The organism is Coleofasciculus sp. G3-WIS-01 (genome assembly GCF_040223135.1).
In the GTDB taxonomy this organism is placed as follows: Bacteria; Cyanobacteriota; Cyanobacteriia; order Cyanobacteriales; family Coleofasciculaceae; genus Coleofasciculus.
This window is the reverse complement of the sequence record NZ_JAVJZI010000184.1, coordinates 45,347-65,115: the sequence shown is the minus strand read 5'-3', so window position 1 is coordinate 65,115 and position 19,769 is coordinate 45,347. Positions and strand designations below refer to the sequence as shown.

The following is a 19,769-nucleotide window of genomic DNA, read 5'->3' as shown; positions in this document are numbered from 1 at the left end:
TGATCTGACGGGCTTTGAGCGATAAAAGCCGTAGCCAATCATGACACCTCCAAGACAATTAATGATATCTCGGTTGAGTCGTACCGATAAACCTTTTTTTGTGCTGGATACGACTGACACAGCCAACTCATTGACCCAAAGGAGGAGTATTAATGAACATTCAAGCACTTGATATTAAAGTTGGCGATCATATCATTGCCTACTGCAAGAATAAGATGCAACCTTGTACGGTGAAACGGTTACTGGATTCCACCCCCAACACAATCACACTCAAAGTATCCACCTGTACCCGTGTCCATTATCGGGAATCAGCCTCTTGTGTGATTCAGTTTCACCGAGAGGCTGTGGTTGAAATGGCTAGCTTAAACAGAAGTTTATCCAAGACGATTTAACAGGAAGCTTACCAGGAAAAGATTGCAAGTATGGAGATGAAATTATAAATTCTCGATCGGCTTGGCAATTACCAAAAACTATCCTGATGAGTGGAAAAAAATTGAAAGAAACTAATTGAAATGACAATCAAAAAAGAAACGGCTTTAATTTACTGCGAAAATCAATTTAGTTTAGCAGACGGCAAAACTGCCGCTGGGTTGGTTCGACACTCTGAACTGTATACAATTGTTGGGGTGATTGATAGTTCACGAGCAGGTAAAGACGCAGGGGAAGAATTAGGGCAAGAAAAGAATGGTATACCCATTTTTGCTAATTTAAATGAAGCATTAATTAACCTTTCAGAGGTTCCCAACTGTTACATTTATGGTAAAGCTCCTTTAAATGCCTTTATATCCCAGGCAGAACGGTTTCTTATCTTAGAAGCCATGGAAAAAGGAATGGATATCATTAACGGTCTTCATCAGTTTTTCTCTGAAGATCAAGAGTTTACCCAGATGGCTTCCCAGAATAATATCCAAATTAAAGATATCAGAAAACCTCCACAATTACAAGATTTGCACGTCTTTACGGGTCAACTCTCTAAAATTAATGTTCCTGTAATCGCCATACTAGGTACAGATTGTGCTTGCGGCAAAATGACAACCGCAATAGAACTCAACAAGTCCCTCAAGACTCTCGGCATAAAATCAGTATTGGTAGCGACGGGTCAAACTGGTTTGATGCAGGGAGCAATGTATGGCATATCGATTGATGCTCTGGTTTCCCAATTTGTGATTGGTGAAATAGAAAACTCTATTATTCAAGCCTTTGACAACGAACGTCCCGACATCATTTTAGTTGAGGGACAGAGTGCCGTTAGTCATCCCGCTTTTATGGGTTCTCTCGGCATCTTGAAAGGAAGTATGCCCGATGGTGTTATCCTTCAACATCCACCAGCTAGGAAATTTCGGTGCGATTTTCCTCATTTGCCAATGCCAACTGTTGAGAGCGAAATTAAACTGATTGAAGCGATTTCTCAAGCTAAAGTTATGGCGATTGCATTAAGCCATGAAAACCTAGCAGATGAAGAGATTTTGACAATCATAGAGGATTATGAGAGGCAGTTTCAATTGCCGACAATGGATGTCTTAAATCATGGATGCCAAAAAATCATTCAAGCCTTAGGTGATCATTTTCCCAACCTGAATCAAATCATCAAGCGGAAGACTTTAGAAAAAATGCCTGTATTGGGAATGAGGTAGACGTAATCGTCTGGAAATAATCAATGAAATTGTTTATGCCAAGGATAGAAATTTCCCTATCTAAAATACGGGACAATGCCCGAATGCTATGTGAACTTTATGGGCAAAGAGGAATTTCATTGATGGGAGTTTCCAAAGCAGTGCTAGGAGAACCTTCTATTGTCGAGGCAATGATTCAAGGTGGAGTCAGATTTATTGCTGACTCTCGCATTGAAAACATTCAAAAAATGAAAAATGCTGGGATATCCACTCAGTTTGTGCTTCTACGCACTCCTTTAAGTCAGGCTGAAGCTGTAGTTACAAGTGTAGACATTAGTCTAAACACTGAAATCGAGACGATTAAGCAACTTTCCTATTATGCAAAACTACATAATAGAAATCATCAAATAATTGTGATGGTAGAGTTGGGAGATCTGCGGGAAGGGGTACTTCCTGGTGATCTTTCTCAATTTATCAGAAAAATTCTTTCTCTATCCCATATAAAAATTGTTGGTATTGGCTGCAATTTGGCTTGTTATGGTGGAGTAAAGCCAGACAATAAAAACATGCATAAATTGTCTGAGCTGGTTGATGGCATCAAAAAAGAATTTCAGATTGATTTGGAAATAATATCCGGCGGTAATTCGGCTAATTATGAATGGTATAAATCTGCTCAATATATCGGCAATATCAACAATCTTCGCTTGGGTGAATCCATCTTTTTAGGTTGCGAAACTGTGAACCGGAAAGCGATTCCAGGTTTACACACAGAGGCATTCAAACTCGTTGCCGAAGTTATTGAGTCCAAGACAAAGCCCTCCATACCATTTGGCGAGATCTGTCAAGATGCTTTTGGAAACGTTCCTAGTTTCTCAGATCGAGGAATTAGCCAGAGAGTGATTATTGCTTTGGGAAGGCAGGACGTTCTGGTATCTAGCTTGAAATCGAAGAAAAAGCTAGAAATACTAGGAGCTAGCAGTGATCATATTATTCTCGACGGCAAGAACCACAACTTACAAGTTGGAGATGAAGTGAATTTTAACCTGGATTACGGGGGTCTTCTGTCCGCGATGACTTCTCCTTTTATTAGAAAGCAATTTATCCTGACAACTGAAGCTATAATTCCTGTGGTTAAAACGTTAAAAGTTGTCTCACCTATAAATTAGAAGTTGTAAGTCAATAAACGAGGTTGATGTTAAAATCTTTGCCGTTTAACTCACATCTTGCACCACCTAAATCGCGAGGGGAATCTTGCTTCAACCTTCACGAAGTGGAGGTAAGCCGTAGGGGAAGAGCGGGAAATACGAGGGCGTTTAGCCTAAGTATTTCCAGTTATTTCCCGCTAGTTGGTATAATGGTAGCCATGAAACAAGTCCTCACGATAGTCGTAAAGCTTCAACCCTCCCCTGAGCAGGTGGCCTTCTTAGAGGCAACCCTTCAGGCGTTTGCGGATGCTTGCAACTACGTCAACGGACATACAGATCCAAAACTGACCAACAAAATTGCTATTCAATCTTTGACTTATCAAACCATCAAAAGCCAATTCAATTTGGTAGCAAATATGGCAGTCAGAGCTTGTGCAAGAGTAGCGGCTAACCGAAAGGTAGCCTTTTCAAAAGGCAAGCCTGTTAAAAAGTTTGCCCCAGGCAGTATGGACTGCGATAAGGACTTGTTTCGACTTCGTTCACACGACTGGACGGTAAGCCTTGCTACTGTTCGCGGTAGAGAGCGAGTTAAATTGAACCCAGGTAACTACCAAAAAGGAAAACTCAAAGGAAGGAGTTCAACTTCAGCACAACTATGCAAACACCGTGACGGTCAGTTCTACCTACATATTCAGATAAAGGACACCCCTCCAGACCCAAAAAACACCGACAAGGTAATTGGTATCGACTTAGGACGTCGCGACATTGCCGTTACTTCAGAAGATGAAAGGTGGGACGGTAAGCCTATTCAGTCGGTGCGAGATAGATTCAGCCAAGTAAGAGCATCTCTCCAGAAAAAAGCCTCGAAAGGCACGAGAACAACTCGACGTAGATGTCGAGAAGTTTTGAAACGGTTGTCGGGGAGGGAGAGGCGTTACCAGCAGTGGCTCAACCACAACATTTCCAAGTTAGTGGTCAAACGAGCAGTTGAGTTAAGTGCCTCAATTGCTATAGAAGACTTAACAGGCATAAGGGAAAGAACTAACCAACAACCAAGAAACAAGACTGAGCGAAGACGCTCAAATTCGTGGGCATTTTATCAGTTGCGAACATTTATCGAATATAAAGCGCTTGGTGCTGGCGTTAAAGTTACCCCTATTCCCCCTGCTTATACTTCCCAAATGTGTCACAAGTGCCTGCATATTCATCCGGCAAAAGGAAAGTCTTACCGTAGCAGCAAGACATTCAGGTGTGGTCACTGTGGCTGGCATGGGGATGCCGATTTCAACGGAGCCAATAATATTGCACTTGTGGGGCTGTTTATAAACCAGCCTGGAGGCACGGGGTTATCGTGCAAGTTAAACAGAACGGAGAGATACGTTCAGCTTAACTGGTTTGATAGCTTCAGGGCTACTGAAAACCCAGACCTCCGCAATAGCAGGTCTGGGTAGTTTATTCACTATTTTTCCCTGCTCCCCAGTGGCGTAGTTGACGCCGACTGTACCCACTTGGGGTCTATACAGGCTAGATAGTCCCGACTATGCTAGTTTACAGCAACTAAAATGATAGGAGAGGCAGATGGTTGGAGTTCAAACATCAGCTCGTGATTTTTTTCGGGCGGCGTATGAAAACCGCTACACCTGGGATAACAACTTCCCCGGTTACACCGCAGATGTGACATTTAAACAAGATGATCAGGTTGTTACAGGTAAGGTTCGGGTTAACCCGGATATGAAAGCAGAAGTCTTCGATGTTGAAGATGAACAAGCCAAGCAAGCGATTCACTCTCAACTCTGGGAAACCGCGATTCACCGGGTTCGCCGTTCCTTTGAAGACACCCACGGGAAGAACACTTTCTCCTTCGGGGATACCGATGAGACGGGTGCTGTGGAACTGTTAATGGGTGGTAAAGCAGAAGGCGATCGCTATAAAATCCGTGATAATGAAGTAACTCATGTCCACCGTCATATTCACGGTGTTGTCGTCACTATTAACACCTTTAGTTCCCACAACACGGGTGAAGGTTATCTTTCTCACAGTTATGACTCCGTCTACCATGACCCCAAAACCGGTGAACAAAAGGGCGGTAAAAGTGTTTTTGAAGATAATTACGAAAAAGTGGGCGACTATTTTATCCTAACCCAGCGGATTATTCGTACAGAAACCGATGGAAAAGAGTCCGTTCAGGAGTTTAACTTCTCGAATGTCAAACTTCTGTAAATGGTGAATAATCCCCTCATTTTTCCTGAGTCCGCCTAGGCGGACTTTGTTTGTTTAGCCTCGATTTTAGCCCTTCGAGTTACCGGTTCCCTCCCCTTCTCAAGGGGAGAGTTAGGATGGGGTTCCGTCTCAATGCTTTGGAGATTTTTGATCTAAACTTACATAGGAACTCAACTTGTCCATCCTCTATACCAAAGATTTCGCTAATATCAATAGAAAATGAGAATTATGAATCAATTTAAGAAGCAGAAGGTCTGCATTGTCACCGGTGGAAACTCAGGTGTAGGCTTGATGAGTGCTGTTGGTCTAGCCCAATTCGGTCATCATGTATTTATCGCTTGTCGCTGTGCAAGCAAAGCCGAGAAAGCTGTCAATTATATTCGCTCATCTACCGGAAATCTAAATGTTGAGTTTCTACCACTCGATTTAGCATCCCTCGATTCGGTTCGCACATTTGCGAAACTTTTTCAGGAACGGCATCTGCCACTTCATATATTAGTGAATAATGCGGGTGTATTCAACGCCAGAGGCACAACTCAAGAAGGGTTTGAACTCATTTTTGGGATTAACTATCTCGGACACTTTCTACTGACAAACTTGTTGCTGGAAACGCTTCAACATTCAGCGCCCAGTCGAATTATCATGGTTTCCTCTGACTTGGCATTACGCCCCACTTCTATCAAATGGGAGCGCTTTGTCAGGAAGACGCCATTAAATTTCCTGGAACTGTACGCCCTGTCCAAACTGTGCTTATTGGTACTGACTAAGGAATTGGAGCGACGCTTAGAGAATACCAACGTAACTGTTAATGCGATTCATCCCGGATTTGTGCAATCTAATATAACATTACCCCATCGCTTAAGCAAGTATTTAGGCATAGGTATTTCACCTCAGGAAAGTGCTTCGGGTTTGCTGACTTTGGCAAACTCTTCTGCTTTTGCCGACGTGAAGGGTAAGTTTTTTGACTACAAACAGAACGAAATCGAACTTCCTGATCTGGCAAAAGATACTGAACTAGCTCAAAAGTTATGGGAACAGAGTTGTTTGTGGACAGGGTATAACCGATACAATCCAACAACGACCCCAAAACATGATAATGCTGCTGGAGTGTTGAGACCCTATTCTCTTGCCTTGAGTCCCACTGAAGTTGCTTCTATTACCAAGACTGTTGTTGAAACTGTGTTGCCTAAAGCACCGAAACATTTTTTTCATCATCTTATACGCTTTTTATTTACAGGCAAGTTTGGAGCTATTTTTTTGCTTTTAAACCAAGTCCGAAAGAAAGAATTTTACATGGAAAGACATCTTGATTCGGATGCTGTTTGGTCTATCTGTCAGGATAAGAATTTACAACAGAAGTTAAAAGAGTATTTGGGTGAAGATTTGGTGTTGTGGCGTTCTGAAATTTGGGTTAATTATCCCTCTCAACAACTGATTCCTTTTTGGCATCAAGATTCCTATCCTAATTTGCTTCAAGGGGAAGGCAAAACTATCAATGTCTACATTGCGCTAACAGAGGTTAATGAATGGAATGGGTTTGAGTATATCCCTAATTCTCAACTCACTCCGGATGTCTCTGTGAAAATAAAAGACCCTTTTAGTGGCAATTGCTTGTTTGATTTGACAGAAGACTTAGAACAGCAAGCCGTTCCTGTGGTTTTGCGTCCTGGAGAATTTGTTTTATTTACCAATCAACTCATGCATCGTTCGGTTCGCAATACCAGTGGTCAAGTTCGGCTAGCGCTTACCCTGAGGCTTACTGAACCCTGTGTTCATATCGTGCCAAACTATACTCCTGTTTACCATAAGCCTGTCTTGTTATGAGTCCTTTAACATGAAACCACCTAGATGCAACACTAAGATTGAAGTATACAGAAACTTTTAGGGCTGGGGACTATGAAACGCATCGTCTTAATTGCTGGGTTTGAATCATTCAACGCCGACTTGTATCGCCAAGCGGCTGATTGGGCGACTAAACGCTGTCCAGACTTAGATATTCGCGTATTTAGCGACCAATCCTTGAGCACAGAACCGGATATCGTCACCGCCGCCCTCCAGGATGCGGATGTCTTCTTCGCAAGTCTGCTGTTTGATTATGACCAAGTATTATGGCTGCGGGAGAGAACTCAACATATCCCCATCCGCCTTGTCTTTGAATCCGCCCTAGAATTAATGAGTTTGACTCAGCTAGGGGCGTTTAAAATTGGTGATAAGCCCAAAGGAATGCCCAAGCCGATTAAGTTTATTCTGGATAAATTTAGCAATGGACGAGAAGAAGATAAACTGGCGGGTTATATCAGCTTTTTGAAGACAGGTCCTAAGCTGCTGAAATATATTCCGGCGAAAAAAGTTCAGGATTTACGCAACTGGCTGATTATCTACGGTTATTGGAATGCTGGCGGTTCCGAAAACGTCGCTTCAATGTTTTGGGTACTCGCTGAAAAATATTTGGGATTACAAGTTGGAGACATTCCACCCCCAGTCGAAACCCCAAATATGGGTTTATTACATCCCGATTATGACGGGTATTTTACCTCGCCACGGCAGTATCTGGAGTGGTATCGGCAGAATCAAAATAACTCTTCCTCTTCATCTCCCTTTGAATCCCCCTCCCGTCCCCCTTTGAAAGGGGGAAGCCAGCAGATGCTTCGCTTTTTTGGCACAGAAGGGGGAGCCTCAAAGCCTCTCTCCTTGCAGGAGAGAGGTTTGGAGAGAGGTTTCCCCGATCCCGTGAAAAGTAAGGGGGAAACTAGCGGAGGCTTCGCTTCGATTTCTCCTGGGAACTGGGGGGGATCTCTTCCCGTTGTCGGTATTCTCCTCTACCGCAAGCATGTTGTCTCTAAACAACCGTATATTCCTCAATTGATTCGCCAGTTTGAGAATGCTGGATTAATCCCCGTTCCTATCTTTATTAATGGTGTGGAAGGACATGTGGCGGTGCGAGACTGGCTGACATCAGTGGATGAAACTGCCCGACGAAAATTGGGTACAATTGACACACCTTCTTTATCCAAAGAAGCTGTAGAAGTTGACGCCATTGTTTCTACAATTGGCTTTCCATTAGTCGGAGGACCGGCCGGTTCTATGGAAGCAGGGCGTCAAGTGGAGGTGGCAAAACGCATCCTCACGGCGAAAAATGTTCCCTATATTGTCGCCGCACCTTTACTGATTCAGGATATTCACTCTTGGACGCGACAAGGAATTGGCGGCTTGCAATCGGTGGTATTATATGCATTACCGGAATTAGATGGGGCAATTGACACGGTTCCCTTGGGGGGATTGGTGGGAGAGGATATTTATCTGATTCCCGAACGAGTCAAACGCCTGACTGGGCGTCTGAAGCGTTGGATTGAACTGAGAAAGACACCCGCCTCAGAACGGAAAATTGCCATCATTCTCTATGGTTTCCCGCCCGGATATGGGGCGACAGGAACAGCAGCTTTACTCAATGTACCGCGATCGCTCCTGAAAGTCCTCCACGCCCTAAAGCAGCAAGGCTATACTGTTGGCGAGTTACCTGACGATGGCGAAGAACTTATCCGTCGGGTTAAAGAAGCCGATGAAGCGATTAGTCATGATGATTTAACGCCAAACTCCGTCAACGTTAAAACCCTAGAAAAATGGCTCGGCTACCTCTTCACCACTCGCATCGAAAAGCAGTGGAAATCCCTCACCGGAACCGGAATTAAAACCTACGGGGATGACTTCCAAATTGGCGGAATTCAATTAGGAAATATTTGGATAGGCGTACAACCCCCCTTAGGTATTTCAGGTGACCCGATGCGGTTAATGTTTGAACGAGATATGACCCCTCATCCTCAATATGCCGCCTTCTATAAATGGCTACAACATGAGTTTAAACCTCATGCAGTGGTTCACTTTGGCATGCATGGCACCGTGGAATGGTTACCGGGTTCTCCTTTAGGCAATACGGGTTATTCCTGGTCAGATATTTTGCTGGGTGATATCCCCAATCTCTATATATATGCTGCCAATAATCCCTCAGAATCTATTTTAGCAAAACGGCGCGGATATGGCGTACTGATTTCCCATAATGTACCCCCTTATGGTCGAGCGGGATTATATAAAGAATTACTCGCGTTGCGAGATTTAATTGCTGAGTATCGGGAAGACCCGGAAAAGAATTATGCCCTGAAACCTGACATTTGTCAGAAAATTGTGGACAGTGGCTTAGACGCCGATTGTCCCTTTGATGAAGCTAAAAAATTAGGCATTCCTTTCACACCAGATAATGTGCGCTTGTTCAGTGCTGATGCATTTAATCATTATCTGGTCAAGTTGTATGAATACTTACAAGTCGTAGAACAACGCCTATTTTCATCCGGATTACATACTTTGGGAGAACCCCCGAACTCAGAAGCGTTGGCTAGCTATTTAAACGCTTATTTTGGCGATAATGGTGCAGCGGATTTAAATAAGGAGGTAATAGATAAAATAGGAGATGCTCAAACCACTCAATCATCGGCGACATCTCTGGTTAAGGATAAAAATGGCAATTCAGAATCCATTGCCACTGAAATAGAATCTATTGCCCATTTATTACGGCAAAACACGGATGAACTGACCAACCTATTACGGGGATTAAATGGAGAATACATTCCCCCAGCACCGGGTGGCGACTTATTACGAGATGGTGTAGGCGTATTACCTACAGGACGAAATATTCATGCCTTAGACCCCTATCGGATGCCCTCACCAGGGGCATATCAGCGAGGACGAGAAATTGCCCAAAAAATTATCGCCCAACATATTCAAGAACAGGGAGACTATCCGGAAACTGTGGCGGTTATGTTATGGGGATTAGATGCGATTAAAACCAAAGGTGAATCCTTAGGAATCCTACTCGAATTAGTGGGCGCTGAACCGATTAAAGAAGGAACGGGACGAATTGTCCGCTATGAGTTAAAACCCTTAGCAGACGTGGGACATCCCAGAATTGATGTATTGGCAAATCTATCAGGTATTTTCCGGGATAGTTTTGTGAATATTATTGAATTACTGGATGATTTATTTAAGCGGGCGGCGGCGGCTGAGGAACCGGAAGACCAGAATTTTATCCGTAAACATGCTTTAGCCTTACAAGCACAAGGAATCCAGAATAATTCCGCCCGATTATTTTCTAACCCGGCTGGTGATTTTGGTTCCTTAGTCAATGACCAAGTGACGGATGGAAACTGGGAATCGGGAGAGGAATTAGGCAAAACTTGGGAAAGTCGCAATTCATTTAGTTATGGGCGTCAAGATAAAGGACAAGCGCGTCCAGAAGTTCTGACTCAGCTATTAAAAACAACGAGCCAGGTAGTTCAGGAAATTGACTCCGTGGAATACGGTTTAACCGATATTCAGGAATATTATGCCAATACTGGGGGATTGAAAAAAGCGGCTGAGAAAAAACGGGGGAAGAAAGTGAGTGCCAGTTTTGTGGAAAGCTTTTCTAAAGATACAACCCCGCGCAAATTAGATGACTTACTGCGGTTAGAATATCGCACTAAGTTACTGAATCCTAAATGGGCAGAAGCGATGGCGAGTCAGGGTTCAGGTGGTGCTTATGAAATCTCCCAACGGATGACAGCGTTAATTGGTTGGGGTGGAACCGCAGATTTTACAGATGATTGGGTGTATGATCAAGCAGCAGATACCTATGCCTTAGATGCAGAAATGGCAGAGAGGTTAAGACAGGCAAATCCTGAGGCATTTCGGAATATTGTCGCCCGGATGTTGGAGGCAAATGGACGAGGATTTTGGCAAGCGAGTGAGGAAAAGTTACAGAAGTTGCAGGCGTTGTATGAGTTGACGGATGAGGAATTAGAGGGGGTGACGGTTTAATTGTGTCCACCTACTTTAAAGTACAATATTTACGGACAATTAAAGATTTACTGAGTGCCAGTAAATTTGCCTCGATAGGTATAAAATACAACAAAAATAATAGAAAGATGTCGATTATAACTCGCTTCCTCCGCTTACCCCGCTTCCGAATAGTCGTATTCGTTTTACTGACTTTAGCTTTAACCTTGGGGTTAGCCATAAAATTACCAGTTAAGGTACAAGCCCAGTCCGAATCTCCGCCACTTAGTAGCCTGATTCCTGAGCAATGGGAAGTTGTACCTGCGACTGATTCAAACAATGATGTTCGTCTCGATTATCGACAAGGCGTAGGACCGTGTGGTGGTTGCGTTTTCCCTCGCGGAACTCCTGCGACAACCTTAGTTCCGCTATCTGGAATCGGTAAAACAGTTGCCGAGTATCCAACTTTATTTGGGTATATACCCCAGGCAAACGCTTGGGGAATAGAACTTAGGTTGAAGGATGCCAGTAATCAAGAAGTTTACTCGACTAAGTATGCCTTTACTCATTACACAGAAGAAAATTCCGATGGTGATGAAGTCCAAATAGCAGTAGGCACTCCTGGTATCATCAGCTTAACGCTTCCTGGCGGGGCTACCCGTCCTCCACTACTTCCTCCCTTAGAAATTGGTCAACAATATCGCTGGACTTTACGAATATTATGTCAGCGGGATGATCCCTCAGGTGATATTTATATAGATGGAGCTATTGAACGAGTCCAACTTAATTCAATAGATAAACGTTTTCTAGCACAGGCGACTCCGGAAGAACGTTTGGCTTTCTACACTAAAGAACGAATTTGGTACGAGACTGTAGATACTTTAATCGAACTACGGCGTGAACGTCCCGATGATCAAGATGTAGCCGATGCCTGGAACAAATTGCTTAAATCAGTCGAGTTGGAAGCGTATACCTTTCTATCTGCACTTAGCTAAACTCAAGAACGCATAAAACTAACAAATAGTCGATTAAGCAAAATGGATTAACATTGTAGGGGCGCACCGACGTGCGCCCTTTATTAGGGCTTGCTGCATCAGTCTAAAAACCTGAGTCGGGGCGGGTTTAGTTACATCTGGGTGCAACCGAAAAGATAGTGGTGAAACCCGCCCCTACACTATTCACACTCATGTTGCACCAAAATATAGCAATCGCCATAGCGGTTAGGACGCATCTTATGGTAGAGACGTTGCATGCAACGTCTCTACAACAGTTCGTTTGTCCTAATCGATGTGTCTACTGCTATACCATGAAAAGTCAGTTCTGCGTCTCCCCATCTTCCCAATCTTCCCCTCACCACAACACTAATTCAGCAATCTCTATTTAATCCTTGCCACAACACGCACAGTTTCAACAGGTAACGACAACACTTCAGCGATTTGTTCTACACTCAAACCCATTGCCAATAGCTTCGGGATAGCCTCTCGTTGCGCCTGTTCTGCTTGTTCGGCTCGTTGTCGCTCTTGTTCAGCCCGTTGTCCCTCTTGTTCGGCTCGTTGTCGCTCTTGTTCAGCTCGTTGTCGCTCCAACTTTCGATACTCAATACTTTCTAAATAAGTAACAAATCGCTCACCATCGGGTCGATATAACTGTAACTCTCCGTCTACGACTTCAAATCGAATTCCCAGACGGGGACTTACCCAGCCTAACATCTGGGGAATGGGTTGTAAGAGTTCGACTTCCCTGTCCCGTCGCCATCCTTTGAGGATACCTTTGTCCGGATTGAAGAGATAATATTCCTCTACGCCATAGCGTTCGTAAAATCGCCGCTTGGCTCCTTCTAATTCTTGCCGGGTATTGCTTTTAGAGACAATCTCGAAGACAACTTGGGGAGGAATATTTTCTTCTTCCCATTGCTTATAGGAACGTCTATCTCCCTTGGGGCGTCCCATAACCACCATCACATCCGGAGCTTGTCTAATCCAAGGTTCCCCTTCCACCGGATACCAGAACAAATCTCCAGCAACAAAAACTTTAGGATTGTCAATAAACAGCGCATCAATGCCACCTTGAATCGTGACAATTAGGCGAAATTGGATGGTATTATCTGCCAAGGGTTGACCGTCACTTTCGGGATAGATGATGGGAACCGAGGTGGAGAGGGACATAGAAACAGTAGGTACGCGCATCTGTTGTCACTGTAGCATGGCTGGTCATTTCCTCAAGTAATTTCTTTTTGCCGTCTCTCTGCCTTGGAGCATTGGAGCCTTCTATTATAGAATCTAAGCGTTCAGCCCTTAGGACAAACAAAATGACGATAATTAGCCCAAAGGTTGAGGTATGTTAGAAATTCTAGGCGAAGCGGCGAGACGAATGTCAGATGATTTCCGTCAAGCACATCCGGAAATCCCCTGGAGTGATATTATCGGACAACGGAATGTCATTGCTCATCAATATGATAATATTGAGTTAGAACAGCTTTGGTCTGTAGTGACTTCCGATATTGCAACGCTGATTACTCAATTGGAACCGTTGATCTCATCTTTAACACCAGAGATAAAATAGTCATAAAATAGTCATTATTTCCTAGGAAAATACTGCTCAATTATATCGGAGGACTATCACTTGCCCGATACTTATGATAGACGTTGCCAGCTTGGTGCTTCTCGGCGTCGGTTTGAAGATGCTCAAGTGTTACATAACCAAGGGCGTTGGACAGGTTCTATTTACTTGGGAGGCTATGCCATTGAATGCTCTCTCAAATCTCTTATTTGTGACTGCGAGGGAAAAACTAACTTTAAAGAGACTCGTGTATTTAAACAGGGACTATCTGGTTCAGAATTACATAGTCTGAGTAAGTTGTTGGAAAAAGTACCTCCATTACAACGTGCGATAGAATTAGATCGTACTAATCATTATCGAGATGCCTGGAATACAGTTTCATCCATCTGGCGTAACGATTCATTACGCTATTCTGAGAAAATGGGAGATGAGAAGGAGAGTCAACGCTTTATCCAAGCTGTAACCTTATTACATCGGTTTATATTAGATCAACAAAGGGAAACATCATGACCCATTCAACTCAATTTTATCAACAGATTGAAGAGCATCTTATTAAAAATTTAAAGCTTGAAGATCCCGATGCCCAGGTAAAAATAAAGCCAACTTCACTAGGATGGCTGAAAATTAGAGTTATGACTCATTTGTTTGCCAACCATCCCTTAGAATGGCGCGAACAAAAAATTGATTCTTTTTTAGAGGCTATTAATACTGATTTGGGTCAATACCCCATTGCTGGCTATGAGTTGTTAACTCCCCAAGAAGCAACAGAAAAACCTTCAGATACTATCCAATTACCACTGTGGTCAGACATTTTAATGGCTCCAGAATCTGACCAACCGATTCAGATCGATGAAGATAGTCCTAAGCGTCCTTTGATTGTTACTTTTTACTCATTCAAGGGAGGTGTAGGACGTTCTACTGCTCTCGGCTTAGTCGCCAGTATATTGGCAAGGCGTAATCGTCGAGTTGTTATGGTCGATTTTGACCTAGAAGCCCCAGGAATTTCGATTATGTTTCGCTCAGATACAGAAACGTTCAATGGAGAAATATACGGGGTACTGGATTACTTGCACCAACGCTATTTGACTCCTGATCAGAATATTCCTCCCATTGAGAGTTGTGTCTATCCCATCAACTTACCCACTCGTGGTGAACTGTTTTTAGTACCAGTGGGAGAGTATAATGAAAATTATATTCATCGGTTAGCTGATCTAGATCGGCACACTTTTGAAAAATTCTATCAAGGTGAAAGGAATCCAGTTAATCAGCTTATGGAAGATATCAAAACTCAGTTAAACCCAGATGTCATTTTGATTGATGCACGTCCTGGATTTAATGATACCAGTGCGATCGCACTTTTTGATCTCGCTGATACGGGTATCCTGTGCTTTTCACCCACAGACCAGAGTTTTGAAGGATTACGCTGGGTTGTGAAAGGGGTGCGGAAACACCGTGACTATAAAGGAAAACCTGATCTTCGCTTTCTGCTTACGCCTATGCCTCTAGTTGCACCAGAACAGCGTCAAACTTGGATCACTAGGGTTGAAGATTGGATTGAGGAAAACTGGGGTTTACCGAGTGAAATGACTGTGGGAGAACTTTACTATGAAATTCCCTATAATCCGAGCATTACAATTTCATCCAGTTTAATTGATATTTCTAGAAATTTACTGAATAATTATTTGCCAATTGCTGATGCTATTGATGCAAGTCTACCTGATGTAAAGCCTGAACTAGAAAAAGATGAAACTTCAGAAAAACGTGAAGATATTTTAAATGAATTAAGCTTTGATGCAGCAACCGCCCAAGAAATAGAGGCAGATAATATACCAAATATATTTCACCGCACTGAAGATTTTCCAAAATTTTTGAGCAACAAAAACTGGTTAATTCAGGGGGCTAAGGGGACTGGAAAAAGTTTGCTGTTTCGTCTGTTTGTCGAACAAGCCCAAAAAGCGAAAGAATTAGCCCATTCTGAGGTTAATTTAAGCAATGTTAAGTTTTTAGCCGCCCATGGTCAACCGAGATTACCTGGACCCATCCTAGAAAGTAATGATTTGGCGAGTTATGAGCAACAAGTGGGTGAGCATAGTTGGTCAATTTTTTGGCTAAACTATGCTCTGTTGCAACTGTGTTATTCTATACCAGAAATACGTTCACTCCCTGAATTAGATCAACAGTTAGTTGAATTAGTAGATCAAGACAACCCTCCCCATTCTCCAATCGTTGAGTGGTTAGTCCATCGAACTCAATCTCCACAAGCTGGGTCGCAAGCGGCTGATGAATTACGAGCGATTGACCGCTGGTTGCAAAAGAATAAAGAGGTCGTATGGCTGCTTTATGATGAGTTAGATGCTGGTTTTGGTTCGACTAAAAAAGACTATGTTCGTCGCAAACAAGCACTTGAAGCGTTACTGGCTTGGTGGCTGGAGAGTGGGACAAGTCTCAGATGTATTGTCCCTAAAATATTTTTACGGGAAGATATTTGGAATCAACTTAACTTTACCAACAAAGGGCATTACACTGGGCGATCACTCCAACTCCGTTGGGATGAGGCTGACCTCTGGAGACTTGTGCTACGCCAAGCCTTAACCAGTTCGGCTACTCTCAGCGAATTTTTGGAGCAAAAATTGGGGGTAACAGTGGAACGACTAAATGCCATTGAGCTAGAACAACTTCGGACTAGCTTGTATCCTCTATGGGGTGAGCGGATGGGTCGGACGAAAAAAGCGTATACTTATAATTGGGTGCGGACTCGTATTGCTGACGGTCAAAAGAACTGTTTTCCTAGAAGTTTAGTATTGTTGTTACAAGAAGCAGTCAAACGGGAAAAAGATTTCTCTACAGAGTATAGTAAAGAGATAGTCTTGCGCCCCAAAGCTTTGATTGATTCTTTTCCCTATGTTTCAGAACAACGTGTTGATGAAGTCCGCAACGAGTATCCTGAACTTCAAGTCTATCTGGATAGATTACGAACTGAACGTTCTCCGATTGATGAAGAGAGACTAGGGGAAATTTGGAAACTGGAGGATAACGAATTAACGGAAACTATCAGGGATATGATAGAAGCTGGTATTCTCACAGAACGTTCTCGTCCCAATGATCCGCCGCCTCGTGTCTATGCGGTTGCTGAACTGTACCTGTATGGATTGAATATGGTTCGCAAAGGACAGCGTTAATATTGCTTAATTTGGCTAATCCCACACTTATGCGAAATAATGCAGGTGCAAACTCTAATCATCCACAAGATTGTGATGACTGCATTTTTATTCGTAACCGACTTAGACAACACCCTAATCGGCGATGACGCTGCCCTCAAGGAACTTAATCAGCACTTAGAGCAGCATCGCCAGGAACACGGGACTAAAATCGTGTATAGTACGGGGCGATCGCCTGCCCTCTACCGGAAACTGACGAGAGAAAAGTCCCTATTGTCACCGGATGCGCTGATTACCTCAGTTGGCACCGAAATTTGCTTCGATCCTCAGGAAGAAATCGTTGATCAAGAATGGGCGGATGTGCTGTCACAGGGGTGGAATCGGGACGCAGTTGTGGCTATAGCTGCCCACTATTCTGACTTAGTTCCTCAACCTGACACCGAACAGCGTCCGTTTAAAGCCAGTTATGTGCTAAGTGAAGAAATTTCCTCAGAACTTTTGCCCCGTCTTGAATCCTCTTTAAAAGAAAAAGGGTTAGATGTCAAGGTAATCTATAGTGGAGGTCAAGACTTAGACATTCTGCCTCAAAAGGGGGATAAAGGTTTAGCCTTACAATTCCTGCGGCAAAAATGGGACATGGACGCCACAAAAACAGTCGTCTGTGGTGATTCGGGCAATGATATCGCTCTATTTAGTGCTGGGGAAGAACGGGGTATTATTGTGGGAAATGCTAGACCCGAACTGCGTCAATGGTATGAGGAGAACAAAAAAGATTACCATTATTTCGCTCAGGCACATTATGCAGATGGTATATTAGAAGGTCTGTATCATTTTGGATTTCTGGCTTAGGAATTGGGGATAGGAGAAGAGGTAACAGGGAAGATCGCCAACAGTGTAGAGACGCGCCATGGTGTAGAGACGCGCCATGGCGACAGTGTAGAGACGCGCCATGGCGCGTCTCTACTGATGTAACGGTCAGTCTAAATTTGGATACTTATAATTAATGATTAGTTATCTCAAAGGAACAGTCGCGACGATTCAGAAAGGGAATGGGAATCGAGTTACTCTGATTTTAGAGGTTAACCAAATTGGGTATGAGGTGCAAATTACTCGACAGCTATCTCAAGAAGTTCAGATCGGATCGGAACAAGTGGTACAAGTCTTTACTCACCTGCAAATCCGGGAAGACCAACAAATCCTCTATGGCTTCGCATCCGCCGCAGAACGGGATTTATTTCGCCAGTTGGTGAGTGTGAGTGGTATTGGCGCACAATTAGCGATCGCGCTTATCGATACCCTGGGACTGCAAAATCTGGTTCAAGCCATTGTCACTGGGAATACTCGCGCCTTAGCCAAAACTCCTGGAGTGGGTAGCAAAACCGCTGAACGCATCGCCTTGGAACTGAAAACCAAGTTATCCGAATGGCGAAAATTCGCAGGTGTAGAAACGCCGACGAGTGCAACGGGACCCTCCCCCTCAATTTTAGAAGATGTGGAAATGACCCTATTAGCCCTAGGGTATGAAACCGCAGAAATTACGCAGGCGCTGAATGCGATCAGTCAGGATGCGCTGCTGGCGAAAAATCCCAACGCCGAGGAATGGATTCGACGCGCGATCGCATGGTTAAGTCAGTAGCTGCAGGAGTTATCCTTTCCGGTCAAATACCCTGTGCCGAATAGCTTATTTGACATCCTCACCACGCCCTAGGGGTTTGGTAACCAAACCCCTACTCAAGGATTCCAATTGCTGTTCGAGTTCGGTGATGCGATCGCGTAAAACCTGAAGCGCTGCTGCTTGTGTATCGGGAAGTTGCCCATGTTCTAACGGATCAATGCGTTTGCCCGACTGACGTACAATTCGCCCTGGTACTCCCACCACGGTGCAATCGGTGGGGACATCTCGCAACACGACGGAACCCGCCCCAATGCGAACATTATCGCCAATGTGGATATTCCCTAATACCTTTGCACCTGCACTCACCACCACATTCTTCCCTAATGTGGGATGGCGTTTGCCAGTTTCTTTACCTGTTCCCCCAAGCGTTGCGCCTTGGTAAATTAAACAGTAATCACCAACAATCGCGGTTTCACCAATTACCACGCCCATACCATGATCAATGAATACGCCCTTACCCATCACCGCCCCTGGATGAATTTCGATTCCGGTGAACAATCGCGCCAGTTGAGACATGAAGCGGGGAAGGAATGGCACTCCCTGACGATGCAGCCAATGGGCGAGGCGATGGCTAATCAGCGCCTGTAAGCCGGGATAGCAAACCAATACCTCTAACCGATTACGGGCGGCTGGATCACGTTCAAAGATAATCTGAAAGTCGGTTAAGAGGGTTTGCCAGCCTTGCTTGATCACCTGAAACGGCGTTCTGACTCTAGAGAGTGGGTGGGATACGGGAGATGATGGCGTCGATTTAACCGGGGTGGCAAGCTGCGATCGCGTCATTGGGCAATTTGTGGTGGACTGTAGCATTGCGTTCCCCCCTGGAACGGAGTTTATCTATACTTTTTTTGCTTATACCAGATGCATGATGGCTAACTTGAAAATCAGCCACGGGTTAGATTTATCCTCTAATTAATCATGTACTCAAGGCTCTAGGTTCTGATTTTATCGGCGTTTCAAAGTCCTGTAGGGATAAGGGTACTCGTATTTTTTGTCCAGGATACGAGTATTTTTGGGTCGAGGTTCTAGTATTTGTGGACTCAAAACATTACCATTAGTGATGATAGGTGATGAGAAAACAGGGAAATTATAAAAAAAATCGATAGAAATGCAGACTTATCCAAAAAATGCTAATTTAGATACAGAAGTTCGATTTAAGGTCAAACTGGAGATTAATCCGATAAGGGTTTTGAGTACAGCTTTGTACTCAAAAAAATAACCGAATAAAATTGGCTCAATCCGTCACTGCAATTGGCTTTGAGCTTGAGTACAAAAATCCTCGCGCCCCACCCCTTAAATACTTGCACCCCATCCCCAAAAAACTAGAACCCCTACCCCCAAAGAAATTTGAAATGCCCCTATCTTAAGACTTTAGGGTAATGAGTTCATACTTAATTAATCTAATAAATCTTAATCCGAATCGAACAAAGCATCATTTTTAAACAGAACTGCTATAAAAACCAATGTCGCCGGAATTAATGAAAGTATGAAGGATGACCGATCAAGTCCTTTATACTTAACTGTTTAATTATTGGCGTTGGGTTTAAAGGGTGCATTTATTTGCTAATTCCTTAGACAACCACCTGAAAACCAC

At 43.7% G+C, this 19,769-nt stretch carries 16 protein-coding genes; 13 read left to right on the top strand and 3 right to left on the bottom strand.

Translation table 11 applies throughout. From position 1 onward, the window contains the following. Positions 1-152 precede the first annotated feature (152 nt). The 8 genes from RIM23_RS18885 (at position 153) to RIM23_RS18850 (ending at position 11,778) form a co-directional block, all read left to right on the top strand. A complete protein-coding gene (locus RIM23_RS18885; protein ID WP_446368678.1) occupies positions 153-392 on the top strand; it encodes a hypothetical protein in 240 nt (79 codons plus the stop codon). Positions 393-512: 120 nt separating this feature from the next. Continuing rightward, complete coding sequence (locus RIM23_RS18880; protein WP_446368677.1) at positions 513-1,634, top strand: DUF1611 domain-containing protein; 1,122 nt, start codon at positions 513-515, stop codon at positions 1,632-1,634. A 23-nt stretch (positions 1,635-1,657) separates the two neighbouring features. Further along, positions 1,658-2,779 carry an alanine/ornithine racemase family PLP-dependent enzyme gene (locus RIM23_RS18875; RefSeq protein WP_446368676.1) on the top strand — a complete coding sequence of 374 codons (1,122 nt, stop codon included), beginning with the start codon at positions 1,658-1,660 and terminating at the stop codon, positions 2,777-2,779. A 197-nt stretch (positions 2,780-2,976) separates the two neighbouring features. Next, a complete protein-coding gene (locus tag RIM23_RS18870) occupies positions 2,977-4,209 on the top strand; it encodes an RNA-guided endonuclease InsQ/TnpB family protein (protein WP_446368675.1) in 1,233 nt (410 codons plus the stop codon). A gap of 127 nt (positions 4,210-4,336) precedes the next feature. Next, a complete protein-coding gene (locus RIM23_RS18865) occupies positions 4,337-4,978 on the top strand; it encodes a DUF3386 domain-containing protein (protein ID WP_446368674.1) in 642 nt (213 codons plus the stop codon). 228 nt (positions 4,979-5,206) lie between these two features. Beyond that, positions 5,207-6,802: an SDR family NAD(P)-dependent oxidoreductase gene (locus RIM23_RS18860; protein WP_446368673.1), complete on the top strand. Its 1,596-nt coding sequence runs from the start codon at positions 5,207-5,209 to the stop codon at positions 6,800-6,802. Positions 6,803-6,874: 72 nt separating this feature from the next. Continuing rightward, positions 6,875-10,825, top strand: coding sequence for a magnesium chelatase subunit H (gene bchH / locus RIM23_RS18855; RefSeq protein WP_446368672.1), 3,951 nt, complete (start codon positions 6,875-6,877; stop codon positions 10,823-10,825). Positions 10,826-10,932: 107 nt separating this feature from the next. After that, the gene (locus RIM23_RS18850; protein WP_446368671.1) at positions 10,933-11,778 is read left to right on the top strand and encodes a DUF928 domain-containing protein; all 846 of its coding nucleotides are present in this window, start codon (positions 10,933-10,935) and stop codon (positions 11,776-11,778) included. Between the two features lie 381 nt (positions 11,779-12,159). Here the strand turns inward: RIM23_RS18850 and RIM23_RS18845 are convergent, their stop codons facing one another. After that, the gene (locus RIM23_RS18845) at positions 12,160-12,969 is read right to left on the bottom strand and encodes a Uma2 family endonuclease (protein ID WP_446368670.1); all 810 of its coding nucleotides are present in this window, start codon (positions 12,967-12,969) and stop codon (positions 12,160-12,162) included. A 151-nt stretch (positions 12,970-13,120) separates the two neighbouring features. On the opposite strand from RIM23_RS18845, the gene RIM23_RS18840 reads away from it, so the two are divergent. The 4 genes from RIM23_RS18840 to RIM23_RS18825 all read left to right on the top strand — a co-directional run bounded on the left by RIM23_RS18840 (position 13,121) and on the right by RIM23_RS18825 (position 17,349). Beyond that, the gene (locus tag RIM23_RS18840) at positions 13,121-13,345 is read left to right on the top strand and encodes a HepT-like ribonuclease domain-containing protein (protein ID WP_446368669.1); all 225 of its coding nucleotides are present in this window, start codon (positions 13,121-13,123) and stop codon (positions 13,343-13,345) included. Between the two features lie 60 nt (positions 13,346-13,405). Beyond that, entirely contained in the window at positions 13,406-13,852 is a 447-nt protein-coding gene (locus RIM23_RS18835) for a hypothetical protein (protein WP_446368668.1), read from the top strand. Beyond that, positions 13,849-16,521 (top strand): P-loop ATPase, Sll1717 family, encoded by a 2,673-nt coding sequence (locus RIM23_RS18830; RefSeq protein ID WP_446368667.1) that lies wholly within the window; start codon positions 13,849-13,851, stop codon positions 16,519-16,521. The genes RIM23_RS18835 and RIM23_RS18830 overlap by 4 nt, the downstream gene beginning before the upstream one ends. 75 nt (positions 16,522-16,596) lie before the next feature. Next, complete coding sequence (locus RIM23_RS18825) at positions 16,597-17,349, top strand: sucrose-phosphate phosphatase (protein ID WP_446368666.1); 753 nt, start codon at positions 16,597-16,599, stop codon at positions 17,347-17,349. On the opposite strand, the gene RIM23_RS18820 is transcribed toward RIM23_RS18825, so the two are convergent. Beyond that, a complete protein-coding gene (locus RIM23_RS18820; RefSeq protein ID WP_446368665.1) occupies positions 17,314-17,451 on the bottom strand; it encodes a hypothetical protein in 138 nt (45 codons plus the stop codon). The two genes, RIM23_RS18825 and RIM23_RS18820, sit on opposite strands and share 36 nt — an antisense overlap. 52 nt (positions 17,452-17,503) lie before the next feature. Between RIM23_RS18820 and ruvA the strand changes: the two genes are divergently transcribed. Beyond that, the gene (gene ruvA / locus RIM23_RS18815) at positions 17,504-18,136 is read left to right on the top strand and encodes a Holliday junction branch migration protein RuvA (protein WP_446368664.1); all 633 of its coding nucleotides are present in this window, start codon (positions 17,504-17,506) and stop codon (positions 18,134-18,136) included. Positions 18,137-18,181: 45 nt separating this feature from the next. On the opposite strand, the gene cysE is transcribed toward ruvA, so the two are convergent. After that, a complete protein-coding gene (gene cysE / locus RIM23_RS18810; protein ID WP_446368663.1) occupies positions 18,182-18,985 on the bottom strand; it encodes a serine O-acetyltransferase in 804 nt (267 codons plus the stop codon). Positions 18,986-19,769 lie beyond the last annotated feature (784 nt).